The organism is Komagataeibacter kakiaceti JCM 25156 (assembly GCF_000613305.1).
This window is the reverse complement of record NZ_BAIO01000180.1, coordinates 1-4,144: the sequence shown is the minus strand read 5'-3', so window position 1 is coordinate 4,144 and position 4,144 is coordinate 1. Positions and strand designations below refer to the sequence as shown.

The window sequence follows — 4,144 nt, the reverse complement described above, 5'->3', positions numbered from 1 at the left end:
TGGCCATTACCAATACCGCACTCGATGCGCTGGGTGTCGGAATCAGCATGACGCAGCCCTTGCTAAAGACAGCAAACGGACCGAAATCATGACAGCTATGAAACATGTCCTGAAAACCACTTCGCTGGCGCTCTGCGCCGGACTTATGGCGGCACCGGTTATTCCGGCTGTCCTTCCCATTCCCGCGGCCCAGGCCGCCAGCGCGAGCGACGCGCAGGTACAGGAGCCGATCAAGGCACTGTACGCGGCCCTTGACCGCGTTCAGGCCAAGGGCAGCGGTTCCTTTGACCAGCGCGCCCAGATGCTGGCCCCCGCCATCGACCATGCCTATAACATAGAAGCCGTGCTCGCCTCCTCCGTCGGGCCGCGCTATGCCGGGCTGCCCGATGACCAGAAGCAGGCCCTGCTGGCCACATTCCGCCAGTTCACCATCGCCCGCTATGTTTCCAGCTTCAAGCCGGGCAGCGACGCGCGCTTCACCATCGAGCCGGGCGTGACCCCTTCCCCCGTTGGCGACGACCGGATTGTTATAACGCATATCGGCTCCTCGGATGACCCGAGCGGCACGGAAATCAATTACGTGATGCGCTCCGGCGCGAAGGGCTGGCAGATCGTCGATGTGCTGCTCAACGCCCATATCAGCCAGGTCGCGGCGCAGCGTGCCGATTTCAGTTCCGCGCTGGCCAGCGGGAATGTGCAGAAACTCACAAATCTGCTACAGAAAAAAATCAAGGCGTTCTCGGAAGACTGATATCGTACTTCCCCGATACCCTTTTATGATTCGCACCATGCGCGGGACCTTGCCGGAAAGATAATGTCTGTTTTCAACGCTCTTGTTTCACCCGCCGGACTGGCCGCAACCATTGCGGCCGCCGGGTGCATGCAGGCAGCGCTAGGCACTTTTCTGGTCTCGCGTTTCCGCTGGCAGGAAAAACGGGTGGACCGGTCGGTGCCTATGCCACCGGTCTCCGTGCTCAAGCCCCTGCACGGCAACGAACCCCTGCTGGAGGAAGCTCTGGAGAGCTTCTGCACGCAGGACTATCCGCAGATGCAGATCATCTTTGGCGTGCAGGCGGAGGAAGACGCCGCCATTCCCATCGTGCGCCGCCTGATGGAACGCCACCCCGATGTACAGATGGAACTGGTGATTGACCCCACCTTCCATGGCGTCAACCGCAAGATCGGCAACCTGATCAACATCATGACCCGCGTGAAGCACGACGTGCTGGTCATTTCCGACTCCGACATTCACGTCGCCCCCGACTACCTGCGCCATGTGGTCGGCGCGCTGGTGCCGTCCGATGTCGGGCTGGTCACCACGCTTTATGCCGGGCTTCCGGCCTCCCCCACCGTGCCGCGCCTGCTGGCCGCATGCCAGATCAACCACAACTTCCTGCCCGGCGTCATGCTGTCGCGCTATCTCGGGCGGCAGGACTGCCTCGGGGCGACCATGGCCCTGCGCCGGTCCATGCTGGACGAGATCGGCGGGCTTGAAGCCTGGTGCCCCATGTGGCCGATGACGCGATCCTTGGCCGCTATGTGCGTGACCGTGGCAAGGATATCGCCATCGCCGCGTGCATGACATGGACCACGGTGGGCGAGACGGCGATGCGTGAGGTGCTGGCGCATGAACTGCGCTGGGGCCGGACCGTCAAGACGCTGGAGCCGGTTGGCTATGCCGCCTCGGCCATCCAGTTGCCCCTGTTCTGGGCCACCGTGGCCGTGTTGCTGGCGCCACATGCGGCATGGACATGGTTTTTCTTTCTTGGTGCCTGGGGGTGGCGGGCGGTATGTTCGCTCATCCTGGACCGGGCGCTGGCGCAACGCAGCCTGCTGCCGTTACTGCTCCTGCCGCTGCGCGACTGGATATCGGCCGCGGTCATGGTGGGCAGCGTTACGGGCACCCGGGTTGCCTGGCGCGGACAGACGATGCATGTCACACCGCATTCAGTTATGACATCACGATCCCAGCCGGCTTCCCCCGGTGACTGATCCACCGCTGGCAGGTTGAACTGCTGTAGAATACCACCTTGTCATCAATAAGAACGGGTCATAAGGGAACCCCGTTCCCCGCCAGAACCCGAGGATACGCGTAGCATGATGAAAACCCTGTTTCTCCAGCCGCCTTCGTTTGACGGATTCGATGGCGGGGCCGGCTCCCGCTATCAGCCAAGCGGGAAATCAAGTCGTTCTGGTATCCGACATGGCTGGCGCAGCCCGCGGCGATGGTCGAGGGTAGCCGCCTGATCGACGCGCCGCCCGCACGCATGGGCATGGAGCCGATTCTGGAAGACGTGCGCAACCGCGATCTCGTCATCATGCACACCTCCACCCCGTCCTTCGCGTCGGATGTGCGCGTGGCCCAGATGCTCAAGGACGCGAACCCGAACGTCAAGATCGGCATGGTCGGCGCGAAAGTGGCCGTCCAGCCGGAGGAAAGCCTGCTCAACGCCCCGCCGGTCGATTTCGTGGCGCGCAACGAGTTCGACTTCACCATCAAGGAGATGGCCGAAGGCCGCGACTGGAAGGATGTTGACGGCATTTCGTGGCGCAACAGCGAGGGCGTGATCGTCCATAACCGCGACCGCGCCATGATCGAGGACATGGACAGCCTGCCGTTCGTGACCGAGGTGTACAAGCGTGATCTCAAGATCGAGGATTACTTCATCGGCTACCTCATGCACCCCTACATCTCGATCTATACGGGTCGTGGGTGCAAGTCGCGCTGCACGTTCTGCCTGTGGCCGCAGACGGTGGGCGGCCATCATTACCGTACCCGCAGCCCCGAGCATGTGGCGGCCGAAATCCGGCTGGCGAAGCAGTATTTCCCGCAGGTGAAGGAATTCTTCTTCGACGACGACACCTTCACCGATGACCTGCCGCGCGCTGAAGCGATCGCCAAGGAACTGGGCAAGCTGGGCGTGACGTGGTCGTGCAACGCGAAGGCCAATGTGCCCCGCAAGACGCTGGAAGTGCTGAAGGCGAACGGCCTGCGCCTGCTGCTGGTCGGTTACGAGAGCGGCAACCAGCAGATCCTGCACAACATCAAGAAGGGCCTGCGCGTCGAGACCGCGCGTGAGTTCACCAAGAACTGCCACGAACTCGGCATAAAGATCCATGGCACCTTCATCCTCGGCCTGCCGGGCGAGACGAAGGAAACCATTCAGGAAACCATCAAGTTCGCGACCGAGATCAACCCGCACACGCTTCAGGTCTCGCTCGCCGCGCCCTATCCCGGCACGTTCCTGCACCAGCAGCGACCGAGAATGGCTGGCTGGATGAAAAGAACGCCGAACTGCTGGATGAAAACGGCGTGCAGATCGCGCCGCTCCACTATCCGCACCTCTCGCACACGGAAATTTTCCAGAGTGTGGAAGAATTCTACCGGAAGTTCTACTTCCGCGCGCCCAAGATCGCCTCGATCGTGAACGAGATGGTCCGTTCCCCGCAGATGATGAAGCGCCGCCTGCGCGAAGGGGTGGAGTTCTTCCAGTTCCTGCGCGAACGCCGCGCCGCCTGATCGGGCCACGCCCCCTGTGCCGGAACCTTCGGGTTCCGGCATTTGTTTTTTTTAGCCATCCGGTTTTCCAGCATGAAGCGCGTCATCATATCCGCCGATGACTTCGGCCTGTCCGAGGAAGTCAACGAAGCTATCGAGATCGCCCATCGGGATGGTTTGCTGTCAACCGCCAGCCTTATGGTGGCAGGCCCCGCCACGGCCGATGCCGTGCGTCGCGCCAGGAAACTGCCGGACCTGCGGGTGGGGCTGCACCTTGTCGCGATCGAGGGACCGGCCACCCTGCCACCTGCCGAGATTCCGCTGCTGGTGCCGCAGGACGGGCAGTTCCCCTCCGACCAGTTGAAGCTGGGTGTTGAATATTTCTTCCGCCCCGCCGTGCGGCGCGAACTCGCCGCCGAGATCGAGGCCCAGTTCCGCGCCTTTGCCGCCACGGGTCTGGCGCTGGATCACGCCAACGCCCACAAGCACATGCACCTGCACCCCACCGTGGGGCGCTACCTGATCGAGAGTGGGCTGCGCCACGGCCTGCGCGCGGTGCGCGTACCGCTGGAACCGCCCGAACCGCTTTACGCCGCCGGAACCTACACCGATACGCTGGGCGACGCGGCGCTGCGGCGCTGGACG

At 62.8% G+C, this 4,144-nt stretch carries 2 protein-coding genes and 2 pseudogenes; all 4 read left to right on the top strand.

The genetic code is table 11. The features are described from left to right. Positions 1-88 precede the first annotated feature (88 nt). Entirely contained in the window at positions 89-751 is a 663-nt protein-coding gene (locus JCM25156_RS10080; RefSeq protein ID WP_025812987.1) for an ABC transporter substrate-binding protein, read from the top strand. Positions 752-814: 63 nt separating this feature from the next. Continuing rightward, a pseudogene (hpnI, locus tag JCM25156_RS23310) lies at positions 815-1,992 on the top strand (bacteriohopanetetrol glucosamine biosynthesis glycosyltransferase HpnI). Between the two features lie 105 nt (positions 1,993-2,097). After that, positions 2,098-3,520, top strand: a pseudogene (hpnJ, locus tag JCM25156_RS23305) (hopanoid biosynthesis associated radical SAM protein HpnJ). Between the two features lie 72 nt (positions 3,521-3,592). After that, on the top strand, positions 3,593-4,144 hold a 552-nt coding region (gene hpnK, locus JCM25156_RS10065; RefSeq protein WP_025812986.1), incomplete at its 3' end, for a hopanoid biosynthesis-associated protein HpnK.